The following is a 14,897-nucleotide window of genomic DNA, read 5'->3' as shown; positions in this document are numbered from 1 at the left end:
ACACCCTGGTTTGGGCGAATCGCATGATCGCCAGTTAACACAGGGCTTTTGGCCAAAATGACCAGTCGGCATCGCGTCGGCAAAACGTCGGACTTGCGTCGGACCCCTTGCGCCGATTTTGCCCCATTAACGCAACGCGCGGTGCAAAGGTTAAGACCACGTTCATCTTTGTGAACGCTCACGCAACCGTTCCTTGCCGTAGGTCTTGCAGGCGCTACCCTTACGTCACCTCAATACATGAAAGGTTGATCCGATGAAGCTGACCCGTCGCCAAACCCTGCTATCCGGTGCGGCATTGCCGCTTGCCGCTGCCCCTTCCCTCGCGATCGCAGATGGTCATACTGCCCCGGCCATGCCGACCCACCGCAACTTTACCTTGGGCGACTTTCGCGTCACGACCCTGCTGGCGGGCAGCCGCAGCGTGGAAAACCCGCAGCAGATTTTCGGGATGAACGTGGATGCCGACACATTTGCCGAGGTCAGCGCCGCCAATTTCATCCCAATCGATGCCGCCCAGTTCTTTTTCACGCCCACGGTGGTCAATACCGGATCAGAGGTGATCCTGTTTGATACCGGGCTGAGCCCCGCAGGCACCCTGAGCGCGATGGAGGCTGCCGGTTACACCGCCGATCAGGTGACCCATGTGGTGATCACCCATATGCATGGCGACCATATCGGCGGGCTGGCCGATGATGCCGGGGCGGAGACATTCGCCAACGCCGCCTATGTCACCGGGCAAGCCGAGTTCGATCACTGGGCCGGGGCCGAAAACGAAGGTTTCGAGGCCAAGGTGCGCCCGCTGGCCGAGAAGTTTTCATTCATCCAACCGGGCGATGATGTGCGCGGTGGGATCACCGCCGTCGATGCCTTTGGTCATACGCCGGGCCACATGGGCTATATGCTGGAAAGCGGAGGCAAACAGTTGTTCCTGATGGCGGACCTTGCCAATCACTATGTCTGGTCGGTGGCCTATCCGGATTGGGAAGTCCGCTTTGACATGGACAAGGCCGCTGCCGCGGCGAGCCGAAAACGCGTTCTGGGAATGGCGGCGGCGGATCGTGTTCCGCTGATCGGTTATCACATGCCCTTCCCCGGCATGGGCTATATCGATACGCGTGGCGAAGGCGGGTTTCATTACGTGCCGCATAGCTATCAGCTGCTTTAAGAGCAGTGCGCCATCTGGGTTCGCTCAGGTGGCGCTGACCGGCCAGCGGCTGCCCAGATCGTCCAGCCCGGCCTGCACGAGTTCCTCGACCACGCCCATGTCCACATCGGCTAGTTTGTTGATGTAAAGGCAGGATTTGCCAAGCTTGTGTTTGCCGAGCCGGTCCATGATGTGTCCGAAATCCGCATATCCGGGCATGATGTAAAGGACGAGGTTAACCTTGCGGGGGCTAAACCCCGTGGCCAGAAAATCACCCGTTCGTCCGCTTTCGTAAGTGTAGTGATACTGCCCGTAGCCGATTATGGTTGGCCCCCACATGCGTGGCTGCCAGCCGGTGACCCGCCGGAACATGGCATCCAGCGTTTCGGCATCAGCACGGCGCGTCGGATGTTCGACGCCTGCGATGAAGTCGCTGATACCGACGCCGGTGGGTTGAGTCTTGTTTTCTGTCATCGACGTCTCCTTACCTTGGATGGAGTTAACCAGTTTTCAACCTGACAGGTCTAGTCAGTCTGAAACGGAATGCCTGCGCGCACTTCCCAGATGCCAGTGTCGGCACCCAGAACCGGGCTTTTGGACTGGGCCAGATGTTTTCCCTTGTTTTCAAGTTGTATGGTGATCAGCCGCAGAATGTCGCCTGGTGTCCGATCAAGGAATGGCGTGTGGACCACATGGTCGCCCGTGGTGGCCGCGAAGCGCAGGCGGGTGTCCCGATCGGACAGACCCGTCTGCGCGACGCTGGTCAGATCATCCCAGGGGATCGTCACCGGCCCTTGCCCTCGCCCGTCAGGCCGGACGGTGATGGCGTCCGCCGTGATTGCGATCCGCAATTGCGGGGCGGGTCGATGAAGAACCGACCAGATGCCGAGCCCCAATTGTCCCGGTCCGGCAATCAGGAACAGAAGGTCACCAAAGTTGAACCGGGGCGGCCAGACAAGCGTGTAGAGCACGCAGAAAAACACACCCGATACGATCAGGATCAGGCTGGCCAGAAACGGCACCTTGCGATGCAAATAGATTCTGATGCTATCGTCGCTGGCCATGGCCGCAGGATAGGTCGCGCCCGGTCCGCGATCAATCGTCCGCAATCTGCCCCAGCGCGACGAACCGATCCCAGGCGTCGGCCACATAGGCCCGGCTGAAGGAATGCCCGCCTTCGAACATGCAGAATTCAAGCACGTCGCCGGAGGCGTTTCTGTCACCCTTGCAGTCCAGACCCGGCCCTTGGCGGCTGTAGCTTTCGCTGAAACCACCCAGATCACGGTAGAATGTCAGCACCTCAGCCACGTCGCCCTGTTTCGTATTGCCGATGGGCCGCCCGGTGAGCGGAACGGTCCGGTCGGCATCGCCATGCATATGGATGATGCTGGCCGCTGGGGCGGTACAGGTTTTGGGCGGTTCCAGCCAGAAGGTGCCAGCCACGGGCGCAAAGCCACCCGCCAGATCGGGCCGCGCGCAGGCGAGGTTCCAGACCAGCATGCCCCCCGCCGAAAACCCGGTGATCATCACCCGGTCATTGCCGAACCCGTATTTTGTTTTCAGATCGTCGATGACGGCGGCCACGTAGTCAAAATTGGTGGTGCCGTCAGCGGCATTCTGTCCTGGCGCATTGGGCAATCGCCAGTCATCGCCCGGCCCCGCGTCGAGCGCGACAAAGGCCAGCCCCATATCGGTTGCCATCTGTCGAAAGCGTGCATTGCGCATGGTGCCGTTTGCCGTGCCGCGATAGCCATGAGCGAAAAGGATGGCGCCGGTGGGGCCATCCGCTGGCATATCGATCCTGTAAGTGCCGCCGGGCACGGGGCAGTCGGTCTGCACGCCGCAGGCTTGTGCTGTCTGGCTGCCGAGAAGAAAGGCAACAATTGTGAGGAGAGATTTCATGATATACCTTTTGTATTTACGCGACTATCTGCGGACGTCGTGATCAGGACAAATCACAACGTCGTTTGCGTCGACGACAAAGGGGGAATGCTACCGGAAACGTGCGGCTAGGGCCTGGATCTGATACGCAGTCTCCATAGCGGACCCTGCCAGATGGCTGTAGCGGATTTCCAGTTTTCGTCCGCGCATTCCGGAGCCAGCGCGGACAACGACCCAACTGACGATTGGAATAAACAGGATGCGGTTCGATTTGATGTGCACGCCGACGAACTCTGACCAGGGTCGCTTTGCGCCGCCACGAACGGAAAAACCCTCGGCGTCGGCAGCAAAGCTTGGAACGGGATTGATGTAAGACTTGGTGCTGGTGATCAGCCCCCACAACGCCGCAGCGCCAAAAAACGCAAGCACCCAAAGGATCACCTCGGGGTCTTCCGAGTCTCTCCACACCTTGATGGCCATCAGTCCGATAATGACAAGGCACACGCCGCAGGCCACCGCCCCGTTGATTGCGTTATCCTTGCTTGGGTAGATCTTGTTTTCCTGCATCGCGGCGTCTTTCACGTAAAAGTTGATTGCGCCACTAACTACCATCCCGCCAGCGGTTCACAATCGGATAACGCCGGTCGAGCCAGAAGGCCCGGTTGGACAGGCGCGGACCTGGGGCCGACTGGAACCGTTTGTATTCGCTGATGTAGATCAGGTGTTCGACCTTTTTGACCACGTCCCGGTCGTAGCCTGCAGCGACGCATTCGGCGACCGATGCCTCATCATCGACCAACATTTTCAGGATACCGTCGAGGATGTCATAGGGCGGCAGGCTGTCTTCGTCTTTCTGATCCGGCCGCAACTCGGCGGAGGGGGGTTTGTCGATGATTGCGGTGGGGATCACTTCACCGGCGGGGCCTTGCATCCAGTCGCGGTGATTGGCGTTGCGCCAGCGGCAGGTTTCGAAGACGCGGGTTTTGTACATGTCCTTGATCGGGTTATAGCCGCCCGCCATGTCGCCATAGATCGTGGCATAGCCGACCGCGACCTCTGACTTGTTGCCGGTGGTCAGCAGCATTTCACCGAACTTGTTGGACTGCGCCATCAGCAAGAGGCCACGTATGCGGGACTGGATGTTTTCCTCGGTCAGGTCTGCAGGTCTGTCGCCAAAGAGCGGCGCGAGTGCTTCGGTGACGGCGGCGCGGGGGCCCGCGATGCTGACCGTGTCGTATTTGACGCCCAGCGCGTTGGCCGCCGCCGCCGCATCATTAAGCGAGCCTTGGGAGGTGTATTCGGATGGCAGCATCACACAGCGTACGTTGTCGGGGCCCAGCGCATCTGTTGCGATTGTGGCAACAATGGCGCTGTCGATTCCCCCTGACAGGCCCAAGAGCACCTTTTTGAAGCCCGTTTTGCGCATGTAGTCGCGCAAACCTTCAACCATGACACGATAGTCCTGTTCGATACTGTCTGGCAGCGTTGCCTTATTTCCGGCAATCGCCTCCCATCCCTGATCGGTTTTCTGGAAATCGACATGGGCGATATCGCTGTCAAAAACAGGCATCTGCACAGCCAGCTGACCGCCGGGGTTCAGCACGAAAGACCCCCCGTCAAAGACCTGATCATCCTGCCCGCCAACCAGATTGAGATAGACCAGCGGCACGTTGTTTTCGACAACGCGTGCGACCATCTTATTCATGCGGATCGGGAACTTGTCGCGGAAATAGGGGGAGCCGTTGGGCACCAATAATATCTCGGCGCCGCTTTCTGTCATCGCTTCGCAGACATCCGGGTACCAGGCGTCCTCGCAGATCGGGCTGCCGATGCGCGGGCCATCCGTGCCAATTGTATAAGGGCCGGAGATGCCGTCGCTTTTGAACAACCGCACCTCATCGAAGACGTTGAAATTTGGGAGGAAATGCTTGCGCATGGTGGCGATGATCTTGCCACCGCTGAGGACGAAGTAGCAGTTATATAGACGGTCATCTTCGAACATCGGGCCGCCAATGGCCAGCGCAGGCCCATCGGCACAGTCAAGCGCAAGGGTACGGATATGCAGCATGGCATCGGCGACGAAGGCGGGCCGGGCGACCAGATCCTGGGTCTGATAGCCAGTGATGAACATCTCTGGCAGCGCGACCAGATCGGCCTTTGCCGCGCGCCCGGCCTCCCACGCGTCACGGGCCAAGGCAGCATTCCCGGCGATGTCCCCCACCGTAGGATTTTGCTGTGCCATGGTTAATCGAAATATTTTTGTCATAGTTTTGTCCCAATGCGCTGCAATGGATGTAGCAGAAAGAAACGCGGTGGAAAGTCGATTGGCAGATGATGCGGCAATCGCAGACCTTAGGCGTTGTCAGGCTGTAACCCCTGAATTAGGCTGCGCGCCATTGGGGAGTGGATCGGAGAAACGAATGAATATGTTTGGATTACCAAAGACAGTGGCGGTGGCGATCATTGCGTCCAGTGTGGCCGTCGGTGCCCATGCGCAAACAGTCCAAACAAAACAATATGATGACGGGGGTATCTACGAAGGTACTTTTGTCGATGGCAAGCAGGATGGCACTGGCACATACCGCCTGCCGAACGGGTTTGAATATACCGGCGAATGGGTCGAAGGCGAGATTCGCGGTCAAGGCACTGCCCGCTTCCCCAACGGATCGGTCTATGAAGGCCAATTCGCCGCCGGAAAGCCCGAAGGTCAGGGTCGAATCACATTCACCGATGGCAGCACCTATGAAGGTGACTGGGTCGACGGAAACATGACCGGCAGTGGTGTGATGACCTATGCCAATGGTGTTGTTTATCAAGGCTCATTCCGCAACGCGATGCATAATGGCGTCGGTATCATGAGCAGCCCCGACGGCTATATCTACGAAGGCAACTGGATCAACGGCATCAAGGAAGGTGAAGGCAAGGTCACCTATGCTGACGGCTCTGTCTACGAGGGCACACTGGTCGCCGGTGAACGCCACGGTGTGGGCACCATGACCATGGCCGATGGCATCATCTATTCCGGCGAATGGGTGGACGGCAAAATCCAGGGTGTCGGCACGCTGACCCATTCCAATGGCGATGTGTATGAAGGCAACCTGATCGACAGCCGCCGCGAAGGCCAGGGCAAGGTTACCTATGCCAATGGCGATGTCTATGAAGGCGAATTCCTGAATGATCGCCGTCACGGCACCGGCACATTCCGCGGCACTGACGGCTATGTCTATGCAGGCGAATGGGTGGAAGGCAAGATCGAAGGCACCGGCGAAGTGACTTATCCTGACGGGTCAGTCTATGCAGGCAGCTTTGCCGATGACGTGGCCAACGGGCCGGGCAAGATCACCTATCCTGACGGGTCGATTTATGAAGGCAACTGGGAAAACGGTGTCATCAATGGCGAAGGCCGGGCCACCTATGTCAACGGGCTGGTCTATGAGGGCGAATTCCTGAAGGGCAAGACCCATGGTCAGGGCAAGATGACCTATGACAATGGTTACGTCTATGAAGGCGAATGGGCCGATGGCCAGCGTAACGGCACGGGCCGGGCGACTTATGCCGATGGCACCATCTATGTCGGCGAATTCACCAACGGTCAGCGCGACGGCAAAGGCGAGATCACCATGCCGGACGGCTTTAGCTATATGGGTGACTGGGTTGCCGGTGAAATCAGCGGCGAAGGTACCGCCACCTATTCGAATGGTGACGTTTACGAAGGATCATTCGTGCGCAGCCGCCGCGAAGGCGAAGGTACGATGACATTTGCCAACGGCCAGGAAAGCACTGGCATCTGGTCTGACGGCGCGCTGGTATCCGAGACAAACGGCGGGAACTAAGCTCCGTCAAAAGCACAACAGATTTATCAAGGCCCGGGCGACGCATGTCCGGGCCTTTTTTGGTTCAGGCCTGCGCGACACGGCGATAGTGCCGCATCTCGTCAATTGATGAAACATATTTGCGAATATGCCCGAAAAACTCACGAAACTCCGCGCTGTTTCGAAAGCCCTGCAGATGATCCTCTGCCGATGTCCATTCGATGCGCAGAATGAACTGGGTCTCATCCTCAACACATTGGCAGATCTCGATATTTTCCGCGAAGGGTGATCGCATCAGCGGGGCAATGGCCGCAGTATAATCCCGGATGAAATCAGCCTGCTGGCCGTCGGGGATGGTGTAGCGTAGATATTCGACAATCATTGCGACGGTCCTTTCGGCTGATAGGGCCCGCCCACTTCGCCCCAGCCCCATTTCGGCATGGGCACATCCTCGATCACTTGTGCCTCTGGCTGCGAATTCATTACTGCCAAGCGCGACCCCCATTCCAGATAGCTAACCAGCGCCGACGAAAACTCAGGATCGTGCGGCGCGTCCATCTCTTCATAAGTGTCCAGCAACAGGGCGATCCACCGGCGCCGCTGACGCTCTGACAGGTGCCGGTTCAGGTGATGCCGGATCATCGCGGGATGGCCGCCGTAGCGGTCGGAATAGAGTGTGGGGCCGCCCATGACCTCAGCCAGAAAGGCCGCAACATGGGCGGGGTGATCTGATTTCATATTGGCAAATATTGGACCGATCAGCGCGTCGTCACGGACGCGGTCATAGAAACTGGCAGTCAATGCCTCCAACGTTTCAATCCCACCGATCCAGTCATAAAGTGAAGGTACGGACATTGGCTTCTCCTTTCCGGGGATGGGTATGATCCGATGACCGCCGCTGACAAGGAGTTACAAAAAGGTGACTGCCGACCCAAAGATGCATGACTGTCCGGCGCTGATCGCGATCAAGGCCATTTCCGGAAAATGGAAAACCCGTGTCCTGTGGTTGTTGCGCGACGGCCCGCACCATTTCGGAGAATTGCGCACGGCCCTGCCCGGTGTATCTGCCAAAGTCCTGTCCGAACAGTTGGGCCAGTTGAAAGACGACGCCATCATTTCGTCACGGGAAGAGATGCGCGATGGGGTGCTATATGTGCTTTATGCTTATTCAGACTACGGTCGCAGTCTGATACCGGTCCTCGATCAGCTTGGCACGTGGGGCCACGCGCATCAAAATCGGTAGGGTCAGACCGGCTCCCCTGCATCCAGCCGGTCCAGCCAATCCTCTGCATCCTGCAACACCGTTTTCTGCCGGTCCTCATCCATCCGATCCCAGACCCGGTACATGTTGCCCATCCGCGGATTGCCTTCGAAGCGGTCGCGGTGCCGGTCGAGGAAGTGCCAGTAGAGCAGGTTGAACGGGCAAGCGTTTTCGCCGGTTTTGTCTTTGACGTTATAGGTACAGGACCCGCAATAGTCGGACATCTTGTGGATATAGTTACCGGACGAGATGTAGGGCTTTGACGCGATGATCCCGTCATCGGCGAATTGCGACATGCCGATCACATTGGGGGCTTCGACCCATTCATAGGCATCGGCATAAACGGCCAGATACCATTCATGCACCTCGCGCGGATCAGTCCCCGCCAGCAGGGCGAAATTGCCAGTCACCATCAGGCGCTGGATGTGGTGGGCGTAGGCCTCGTCCCGCGTCTGCGCCACGGATTTGGCCATGCAGTTCATCTTTGTCTCACCGCCCCAATACATCGCGGGCAGCTTGCGATCATGGCCCAGCGCGTTGCGGGTCACGTAATCCGGCCCTTCGCGGAAATAGATACCGCGCACATATTCGCGCCAACCAATGATCTGGCGGATGAACCCCTCGACCGCATTCAGCGGCGCATCGCCGTCGCGATAGGCCTGTTCGGCCTTCTGACAAACCTCCAGCGGGTCCAGCAACCCGGCGTTGAGATAAAGCCCGATGATTGCGTGATAGAGAAAGCGATTGTCATTCAGCATCGCGTCCTGAAAATCACCGAATTTGGGCAAACCACCCTTGATCCAATGCGCCAGATGCTGCCGCGCCTGCCCGGTATCGGTGGCAAACCAGAACGGGCGCAGGGTGCCGAAATTGTCGGTAAAGCGGTTTTCCACCAGATCGAGCACCTCTTCCACAACATCATCCGGCGTGAACTGCATCGGGCCGCCGTAATCGACCTGGTCCGGAGCCGGTTTGCGGTTGTCGTGGTCGTAATTCCACTTGCCCCCTTCCGGATCATCACCATCCATCAGCAGGCCCGTCTTTCGGCGCATGTCGCGATAGAAATATTCCATCCGCAGCGCCTTGCGCCCGTCCGCCCAGTCATCGAAGTCCTGATGCGACGCAATGAACCTGTTATCGGGAAATTGATGCGTCTTCAGCGGCATGTCGCCCAGCGCCTCGATCAGCCGCCATTCGCCCGGTTCGGTATAGACGACACCGGCGGCATCGTATTCTGACGCGCGGCGGATCAACTCGCCGGTGATCGACCCGCAATTCTCGGGGTCATCCAGTTTGGTGTAGGCGACCTGCCAGCCGTCATCGCGCAGCTTGGCGGCGAATTTGCGCATCGCGGCAAACAGAAACGCGATCTTCTTGGGGTGGTGGGGCACATAGTCCGCCTCATCGGCGACCTCGGCCATGACGACCACATCACTGTCCTTGTCGCATTTGCGCAAGGCGCTCAGCGACGGCGACAACTGATCGCCAAGAACCAGAACCAGCCTCACCACGGGATCTCCTTGCCGGCATAATCAAAGAACCCGCCGGATTGCTCTGGCGTCAGCCGCTTGATCACGCGCAACAGGTTCGCGGCGGCATCCTCTGCCGGGACGGTCTTGTGCCTGTCGGCATATTTCGCGGTAAATGGCGTTTCGACGGTGCCGGGGTGCAGAGCCACGCAGATCGATTGCCTGTGCGACCGGCCCAGCTCAATCGCCGCGCCGTGGATGATCTGGTTCAATGCGGCCTTCGACGCGCGATAGGAATACCAGCCGCCGATCTGGTTATCGCCAATCGACCCAACCCGCGCCGACAGTGTCGCCACCACACCGCGCCCGTCCTTGGGCAACAGCCGGGCCGCATGGCGCAGGATCAACGCAGGGCCAATGGTGTTGACGGCAAAAACCCGCGCCATGTCGTCGGCCTTCAACGCCGTCAGCGCCTTTTCCGGGGCACCCCAAAGCGGGGCCAGAATACCCACGGCGATAAAGATCAGGTCAAACGGGCCCTCCATCTGGGTCATGCACCGCTCCACCGTGTCGGCGCGGCCCACATCGAACCCGTCCTCGGACCGGGACAGCGTGGCAACCTCCCATTTCTGCCCTTCCAGATGCCGGGTGACCGCCCCGCCGATGCCCCCGCTTGCCCCGATAATTAATGCGCGCATGCCTTCTCCTTTGACTTGGCGTCACCTAGCGCCACCTCTTAAGGTGACAAGGAGGTTTCCATGCGCGCATCGCTCATCTGCCTGCCCCTGCTGGCCAGCCCGGTGCTGGCGCTGGAACTGACCTATATCGACAGTTATGACCTGAACCGGCCCGCCAGTCTGGACTATGACCCGACATTCTGCGGGCTGTGGATCGCCAATGAAGGGCCAGAGGTGACGCTGGTGACCCTGCAGGGCGACGAATTGCGCCGGTTCGGCAGCGACCTGTCCCGGATCAAGGCGATCACGGTGGAAGGTGACGCGCTCTTGGTGGCGGACGGGTTCGGCGGGTTTCAACGGCTGACCAAGGATGGGGTCGCCTTGGCCGCCCCGTTCCAGATCGGCCTCGCTTGGGCCGATACCGAAGGGCTGACGATTGACGCTGATGGCAGCATCATCATGGTCGAAGATGACCCCGAACGGATGACGTGGCTGTCGCCCGATGGCACGATCATCCGCCAGATCAACACCATGGATCTGAACCCGCCCCTGACCGAAGCCCAGGGGATCGCCCGCGACCCGCGCACCGGGCATCTGTTGATCGTGGATGACTGGGAAGGGACGAACAGCCTTTATGAGTTCGACAGCGAAGGTACGCTGCTGGGCACCACATCGCTGCTACCCTACGGCAACGACCCCGAAGGGATCGCCATCCGCCCCGGATCAAACCAGATCTTCATCGCGTTTGACAGCGGGGCCAGCATCGCGTCATTCGACTACCAGCCGACATTGCCAGCCGGATCAGACCCGCTGCCGCCCGGCCCCGACTGCCTGATGTTTTAGCACGACGCAGGGGTGCGCCCGACACTGGGCCGCAGGCCGTCTTGCTAAAGGTCCAGTGGACTTTTTGAGGCCGGAGGGTGGCCAGCACAGCGGGCATCGCAGATGCGCCATCCCGGTGGGAGGGTCGGGCGCGGCCCGGGCCGGAGGCCCGGTCTGGGAAACGGCGCACCACTAGCATTTCATCCTTCCCCTCTCCCAAAACATTAGTATAGTGCGCCCCATGATGAATTGCGCACATATCCCCGAAACAGGCCCCAGCAGCCTGCTTCTGCGCGACATCCTACTTCTTAGCAGCCTCTGAGCGTGCCTTTCGGCGCGACCGCTCAGAGGGGATCAGCGCCGGATTTTTGCTAAGAAACCAAGGAATAATCCAATGACCAAAGACAAAGTGTTGATCTTCGACACCACCCTGCGCGACGGCGAACAATCCCCCGGCGCCACCATGACCCATGACGAAAAGCTGGAGATCGCCGAACTGCTGGACGAGATGGGCGTCGATATCATCGAGGCCGGGTTTCCCATCGCCTCCGAAGGCGACTTCAGGGCCGTCAGCGAAATCGCGGAACGGGCGAAATCATCCGTGATCTGCGGGCTGGCCCGCGCCAATTACAAGGATATCGACCGCTGTTGGGAGGCCGTGAAGCACGCCAAGGCGCCCCGCATCCACACCTTCATCGGTACCTCTCCCTTGCACCGGGCCATTCCGAACCTCAATCAGGATGAAATGGCCGAACGGATCCACGACACCGTGACCCATGCCCGCAACCTGTGCGACAACGTGCAATGGTCACCCATGGATGCGACGCGGACGGAAGAGGATTACCTGTGCCGGACCGTAGAAATCGCGATCAAGGCGGGGGCGACCACCATCAATATCCCCGACACGGTCGGCTACACCGCCCCGATCGAATCTGCCGACCTGATCCGCATGCTGATCAACAAGGTGCCCGGCGCGGACGAGGTGATATTCGCCACCCATTGCCACAATGACCTTGGCATGGCGACCGCCAATTCACTGGCCGCCGTCGAAGGCGGCGCGCGCCAGATTGAATGTACGATCAACGGGCTGGGCGAACGGGCGGGCAATACCGCGTTGGAAGAGGTCGTGATGGCCCTGAAGGTGCGCGGCGACATCATGCCCTACACGACCGGCATCGACACACGCAAGATCATGAACATCTCGCGCCGGGTCGCCACGGTGTCCGGTTTCCCGGTGCAGTTCAACAAGGCCATCGTGGGTAAAAACGCCTTTGCCCATGAAAGCGGCATCCATCAGGACGGCATGCTGAAAAACAGCGAGACGTTCGAGATTATGCGCCCTGAGGATGTGGGGCTGGCTGGTACCTCCCTGCCGTTGGGCAAACACTCGGGCCGCGCCGCGCTGCGCGCCAAACTGTCTGAGCTGGGATTCGATCTGGCCGACAACCAGTTGAACGATGTGTTCGTCCGGTTCAAGGATCTGGCCGACCGCAAGAAGGAAGTCTATGACGACGACCTGATGGCGCTGGTCTATCAGAACGACAGCGGCGATGACCGGCTGAAACTGAAATGGCTGCGCGTGGTCTGCGGCACCGAAGGGCCCCAGACCGCCGAAATGGTGATGACCATCGACGGCAAGGATGTGAACACATCCGCCACCGGCGATGGCCCGGTCGATGCGACGTTCAACGCGGTCAAGGCGCTGTTCCCCCATGGCGCGCGTCTGCAGCTTTATCAGGTGAGTGCTGTGACGGAAGGGACCGATGCGCAAGCCACCGTCAGCGTCCGGATGGAAGAAGACGGGCGGATCGCCACAGGTCAATCAGCCGATACCGACACGGTCGTGGCCAGCGCCAAGGCCTATATCAACGCGCTCAACCGCCTGCTGGTCCGGCGTGAACAATCCGAGCCGGGCTATGATGTGAAGGGTGTGAGCTACAAGGATTCTGCGTGATGAAAGTGCTTTGTGCGGCAATCGGATTGCTGATCATAACGCACCCCGTTGCCGCGCAGGACACCTGCCCCACCCGCGCTGATTTGAATGATGGCACCCGGCTAACTGATGCGCGCGCTGGCTATGCTCGCGTTTTTGTCGAACGTGACGATGGATTATACGAGGGGTCGACCGACGGCATTGAAGGGCCGCTCACCGGTGTCTGGTGGTTTCGCCCGCATCCAATCCTGCCGGGCACCCGCGCCACACAGGACGGGCTGTTCGACATGGCGTATGACAGCGACGTCGCTGACATTGATTTGCTCCCAGCCGGTGCAACCTGGACGTCTGCAGTGACACATCTTAGCGACGGCAAAACCCATTCCACCGGCAGTGTCGAGGTTTATGCAGGTGGCCCGTTTCCTCTTTCGCCGCATCGCCTGGGCGATTGTGCCTATGACATCCTAGCCTTTCGCATTTCAAAACATATTGAAGGCGCCGGATCGCTTTATGATGAGGTGTATTTCGCCCCGCAACTGGGCCTTGTGATTGGTGCAACCCATCTTGATGTGCTTGGTGCGCCACGCGGCGCGTTCTGGTTTGATCAGATCGCGCGGGACCGGTGAAACCACCGGACAATAGCTGATACATCGCGAAAGTAATATTTTTTATTTATCTAAGTACGTATTTCGATCATTTATATTGAAAAAGTACAAGTGGCAACATGCCGCCGCGTTCTTGAAAACTAGGGGTTCTATCCGTTCCCTGCCTTCTTTATAAGCATCGTGAACCAGTGCTGAGGGACGGCGCCGGAATTTCGAATTGGGTATGGAAGGCCAAGGGCATGGCAGGCTTCGGCGGTTTGTTTTCATCTGACATGGCAATTGATTTGGGCACGGCGAACACGCTGGTCTATGTCAAAGGGCGCGGCATCATTTTGTCGGAACCTTCGGTGGTCGCGTACCACGTTAAGGATGGCCAGAAGAAGGTGCTGGCCGTGGGCGAGGACGCCAAGCTGATGCTTGGCCGCACCCCCGGTAGTATCGAGGCCATCCGCCCGATGCGCGACGGTGTCATCGCTGATTTCGACGTGGCCGAAGAGATGATCAAACACTTCATCCGCAAGGTCCACCGTCGCTCCACATTTTCGAAACCCAAGATCATTGTCTGCGTGCCACATGGAGCCACGCCTGTCGAAAAGCGGGCGATCCGTCAGTCGGTTCTGTCCGCTGGTGCCCGCCGCGCGGGCCTGATCGCCGAACCTATCGCAGCAGCCATCGGGGCTGGCATGCCGATCACTGACCCCACCGGCAACATGGTTGTCGATATCGGCGGCGGCACGACCGAAGTCGCGGTGCTCAGCCTTGGCGATATCGTCTATGCCCGGTCCGTCCGCGTCGGCGGTGACCGCATGGACGAGGCGATCATCAACTATCTGCGCCGCCAGCATAACCTGCTGATCGGGGAAAGCACAGCTGAACGGATCAAGACCTCCATCGGCACCGCCCGCATGCCCGATGACGGGCGCGGTCAGTCGATGCATATCCGAGGCCGCGACCTGCTCAATGGCGTCCCCAAGGAAACCGAGATCAGCCAGGCCCAAGTGGCCGAGGCGCTGGCCGAACCCGTCCAGTCGATCTGCGAGGCGGTGATGACAGCGCTTGAGGCGACCCCGCCGGACCTGGCCGCTGATATCGTCGACCGTGGCGTGATGCTGACCGGTGGTGGCGCGCTCCTCGGCCAGCTTGATCTGGCCTTGCGCGAACAGACGGGTCTGGCGATTTCTGTGGCCGACGAGTCACTCAATTGTGTGGCTTTGGGCACCGGTCGGGCGCTAGAGTACGAAAAACAGCTGCGGCATGTGATAGACTACGACAGCTAAACGACCCGAGGAGCGC

16 protein-coding genes are annotated in these 14,897 nt (G+C 59.3%); 7 read left to right on the top strand and 9 right to left on the bottom strand.

Translation table 11 applies throughout. The features are described from left to right. The first annotated feature begins 253 nt into the window (after positions 1-253). On the top strand, positions 254-1,165 hold the full coding sequence (locus tag ACFWW2_RS08940; protein WP_393927625.1) for an MBL fold metallo-hydrolase: 912 nt from the start codon (positions 254-256) through the stop codon (positions 1,163-1,165). 24 nt (positions 1,166-1,189) lie between these two features. Here ACFWW2_RS08940 and ACFWW2_RS08935 read toward each other — a convergent pair whose 3' ends face one another. The 5 genes from ACFWW2_RS08935 to ACFWW2_RS08915 all read right to left on the bottom strand — a co-directional run bounded on the left by ACFWW2_RS08935 (position 1,190) and on the right by ACFWW2_RS08915 (position 5,291). After that, positions 1,190-1,618 carry a DUF1801 domain-containing protein gene (locus tag ACFWW2_RS08935; RefSeq protein ID WP_393927624.1) on the bottom strand — a complete coding sequence of 143 codons (429 nt, stop codon included), beginning with the start codon at positions 1,616-1,618 and terminating at the stop codon, positions 1,190-1,192. A 50-nt stretch (positions 1,619-1,668) separates the two neighbouring features. Next, positions 1,669-2,208 carry a hypothetical protein gene (locus ACFWW2_RS08930; protein WP_393927623.1) on the bottom strand — a complete coding sequence of 180 codons (540 nt, stop codon included), beginning with the start codon at positions 2,206-2,208 and terminating at the stop codon, positions 1,669-1,671. Between the two features lie 31 nt (positions 2,209-2,239). Continuing rightward, positions 2,240-3,046: an alpha/beta hydrolase family esterase gene (locus ACFWW2_RS08925; RefSeq protein ID WP_393927622.1), complete on the bottom strand. Its 807-nt coding sequence runs from the start codon at positions 3,044-3,046 to the stop codon at positions 2,240-2,242. 90 nt (positions 3,047-3,136) lie between these two features. Continuing rightward, positions 3,137-3,637, bottom strand: a complete 501-nt coding sequence (locus ACFWW2_RS08920; protein ID WP_393927621.1) for a hypothetical protein — start codon at positions 3,635-3,637, stop codon at positions 3,137-3,139. Further along, positions 3,627-5,291: an NAD+ synthase gene (locus tag ACFWW2_RS08915; RefSeq protein ID WP_393927620.1), complete on the bottom strand. Its 1,665-nt coding sequence runs from the start codon at positions 5,289-5,291 to the stop codon at positions 3,627-3,629. The genes ACFWW2_RS08920 and ACFWW2_RS08915 overlap by 11 nt, the downstream gene beginning before the upstream one ends. Before the next feature lie 160 nt (positions 5,292-5,451). Between ACFWW2_RS08915 and ACFWW2_RS08910 the strand changes: the two genes are divergently transcribed. Further along, positions 5,452-6,858: an MORN repeat-containing protein gene (locus ACFWW2_RS08910; protein ID WP_393927766.1), complete on the top strand. Its 1,407-nt coding sequence runs from the start codon at positions 5,452-5,454 to the stop codon at positions 6,856-6,858. Between the two features lie 64 nt (positions 6,859-6,922). On the opposite strand, the gene ACFWW2_RS08905 is transcribed toward ACFWW2_RS08910, so the two are convergent. Both ACFWW2_RS08905 and ACFWW2_RS08900 read right to left on the bottom strand, forming a co-directional pair. Continuing rightward, entirely contained in the window at positions 6,923-7,219 is a 297-nt protein-coding gene (locus ACFWW2_RS08905) for an antibiotic biosynthesis monooxygenase family protein (RefSeq protein WP_393927619.1), read from the bottom strand. Then, positions 7,216-7,692, bottom strand: a complete 477-nt coding sequence (locus tag ACFWW2_RS08900; protein ID WP_393927618.1) for a group II truncated hemoglobin — start codon at positions 7,690-7,692, stop codon at positions 7,216-7,218. Before ACFWW2_RS08900 ends, ACFWW2_RS08905 begins: the two co-directional genes overlap by 4 nt. Positions 7,693-7,756: 64 nt before the next feature. Between ACFWW2_RS08900 and ACFWW2_RS08895 the strand changes: the two genes are divergently transcribed. Further along, entirely contained in the window at positions 7,757-8,080 is a 324-nt protein-coding gene (locus ACFWW2_RS08895; protein ID WP_393927617.1) for a winged helix-turn-helix transcriptional regulator, read from the top strand. A gap of 2 nt (positions 8,081-8,082) precedes the next feature. Here the strand turns inward: ACFWW2_RS08895 and ACFWW2_RS08890 are convergent, their stop codons facing one another. Then, the gene (locus ACFWW2_RS08890; protein WP_393927616.1) at positions 8,083-9,606 is read right to left on the bottom strand and encodes a cryptochrome/photolyase family protein; all 1,524 of its coding nucleotides are present in this window, start codon (positions 9,604-9,606) and stop codon (positions 8,083-8,085) included. Next, the gene (locus tag ACFWW2_RS08885) at positions 9,603-10,265 is read right to left on the bottom strand and encodes an SDR family NAD(P)-dependent oxidoreductase (protein WP_393927615.1); all 663 of its coding nucleotides are present in this window, start codon (positions 10,263-10,265) and stop codon (positions 9,603-9,605) included. The genes ACFWW2_RS08890 and ACFWW2_RS08885 overlap by 4 nt, the downstream gene beginning before the upstream one ends. A 60-nt stretch (positions 10,266-10,325) precedes the next feature. Between ACFWW2_RS08885 and ACFWW2_RS08880 the strand changes: the two genes are divergently transcribed. The 4 genes from ACFWW2_RS08880 (at position 10,326) to ACFWW2_RS08865 (ending at position 14,881) form a co-directional block, all read left to right on the top strand. Then, the gene (locus tag ACFWW2_RS08880; RefSeq protein ID WP_393927614.1) at positions 10,326-11,087 is read left to right on the top strand and encodes a hypothetical protein; all 762 of its coding nucleotides are present in this window, start codon (positions 10,326-10,328) and stop codon (positions 11,085-11,087) included. A gap of 373 nt (positions 11,088-11,460) precedes the next feature. Further along, positions 11,461-13,020 carry a 2-isopropylmalate synthase gene (locus ACFWW2_RS08875; RefSeq protein WP_393927613.1) on the top strand — a complete coding sequence of 520 codons (1,560 nt, stop codon included), beginning with the start codon at positions 11,461-11,463 and terminating at the stop codon, positions 13,018-13,020. After that, positions 13,020-13,625, top strand: coding sequence for a hypothetical protein (locus ACFWW2_RS08870; RefSeq protein WP_393927612.1), 606 nt, complete (start codon positions 13,020-13,022; stop codon positions 13,623-13,625). Before ACFWW2_RS08875 ends, ACFWW2_RS08870 begins: the two co-directional genes overlap by 1 nt. A gap of 218 nt (positions 13,626-13,843) precedes the next feature. Further along, positions 13,844-14,881, top strand: a complete 1,038-nt coding sequence (locus ACFWW2_RS08865; RefSeq protein WP_393927611.1) for a rod shape-determining protein — start codon at positions 13,844-13,846, stop codon at positions 14,879-14,881. The last annotated feature ends 16 nt before the right edge of the window (positions 14,882-14,897 follow it).

It is taken from the genome of Yoonia sp. R2-816 (assembly GCF_046762905.1).
Lineage (GTDB): Bacteria > Pseudomonadota > Alphaproteobacteria > Rhodobacterales > Rhodobacteraceae > Yoonia.
The sequence above is the reverse complement of the archived record's forward strand: the minus strand, read 5'-3'. Positions and strand labels throughout refer to the sequence as shown.

Excerpts from the sequence above, each read along its gene's own strand:
- ACFWW2_RS08925 (WP_393927622.1), bottom strand. The coding sequence starts at position 3,046 with ATGAAATCTCTCCTCACAATTGTTGCCTTTCTTCTCGGCAGCCAGACA.
- ACFWW2_RS08880 (WP_393927614.1), top strand. The coding sequence starts at position 10,326 with ATGCGCGCATCGCTCATCTGCCTGCCCCTGCTGGCCAGCCCGGTGCTG.
- ACFWW2_RS08865 (WP_393927611.1), top strand. The coding sequence starts at position 13,844 with ATGGCAGGCTTCGGCGGTTTGTTTTCATCTGACATGGCAATTGATTTG.
- ACFWW2_RS08900 (WP_393927618.1), bottom strand. The coding sequence starts at position 7,692 with ATGTCCGTACCTTCACTTTATGACTGGATCGGTGGGATTGAAACGTTG.
- ACFWW2_RS08920 (WP_393927621.1), bottom strand. The coding sequence starts at position 3,637 with ATGGTAGTTAGTGGCGCAATCAACTTTTACGTGAAAGACGCCGCGATG.
- ACFWW2_RS08935 (WP_393927624.1), bottom strand. The coding sequence starts at position 1,618 with ATGACAGAAAACAAGACTCAACCCACCGGCGTCGGTATCAGCGACTTC.
- ACFWW2_RS08915 (WP_393927620.1), bottom strand. The coding sequence starts at position 5,291 with ATGACAAAAATATTTCGATTAACCATGGCACAGCAAAATCCTACGGTG.
- ACFWW2_RS08885 (WP_393927615.1), bottom strand. The coding sequence starts at position 10,265 with ATGCGCGCATTAATTATCGGGGCAAGCGGGGGCATCGGCGGGGCGGTC.
- ACFWW2_RS08875 (WP_393927613.1), top strand. The coding sequence starts at position 11,461 with ATGACCAAAGACAAAGTGTTGATCTTCGACACCACCCTGCGCGACGGC.
- ACFWW2_RS08940 (WP_393927625.1), top strand. The coding sequence starts at position 254 with ATGAAGCTGACCCGTCGCCAAACCCTGCTATCCGGTGCGGCATTGCCG.
- ACFWW2_RS08910 (WP_393927766.1), top strand. The coding sequence starts at position 5,452 with ATGTTTGGATTACCAAAGACAGTGGCGGTGGCGATCATTGCGTCCAGT.
- ACFWW2_RS08870 (WP_393927612.1), top strand. The coding sequence starts at position 13,020 with ATGAAAGTGCTTTGTGCGGCAATCGGATTGCTGATCATAACGCACCCC.
- ACFWW2_RS08905 (WP_393927619.1), bottom strand. The coding sequence starts at position 7,219 with ATGATTGTCGAATATCTACGCTACACCATCCCCGACGGCCAGCAGGCT.
- ACFWW2_RS08930 (WP_393927623.1), bottom strand. The coding sequence starts at position 2,208 with ATGGCCAGCGACGATAGCATCAGAATCTATTTGCATCGCAAGGTGCCG.